At 72.9% G+C, this 546-nt stretch carries 2 protein-coding genes; both read right to left on the reverse strand.

Annotated elements, in window-relative coordinates; genetic code table 11:
• A partial coding sequence (locus ABCR83_RS32750; protein WP_462698906.1) for a DUF6255 family natural product biosynthesis protein occupies window positions 1–214 on the reverse strand: 214 nt, incomplete at its 3' end.
• Window positions 214–546, reverse strand: a 333-nt coding sequence (locus tag ABCR83_RS32755) for a hypothetical protein (protein WP_462698907.1), incomplete at its 5' end; no start/stop codon positions are given. The genes ABCR83_RS32755 and ABCR83_RS32750, both read right to left, overlap by 1 nt.

A 546-nucleotide genomic window follows, 5' to 3' on the forward strand; every position in this document is an offset into this window, starting at 1 on the left:
GCACTGTCCGCGAGATCACCGCCGCCGCCATCCGGTCGGCACGGACACGCGCTTCGCCGGACGGCGTCACGGCGGCCGGCAACCCTGGCGGCCGGAGTGCGCCGTAGTCCGTGAACCGCCACGTTCCGCACGCCTCGCAACGCTCCTCGCCATCGGCGGCCTTCCAGCCCGCGCTGTGCCGGCAGTTGCCCACGAGACGGCCCACGGCATGCATCACTTCTCCCCCGGCATCGAGTGCGCCACGATCCAGTGCGTATGCGCCGCGGCGGTGGCGTCGCCAGACCTCGCCCGGTCGCCGCCCGCGGCAGCCGCGCGTCGCACGGCGTCCAGCTCGGCGCACTGGGTGCAGCCGGTCTGGTACGGGCGCAGCCCGGCCGCCTCGCGCTCTTCCCGGGACGCCAACCGCAGGACGGAGCACGGCACTTCCCACTCCAGGCCGCCGCCCGGCCTGCGCACTTGGACGCGGTCGCCGACTTGGCCGACTACTTGTACGAGGCGGTGCTCGCGCACATCGACTACGTAGGTGCCTGCTCTGTATGTCATTGC

The organism is Streptomyces xingningensis, from assembly GCF_054957865.1.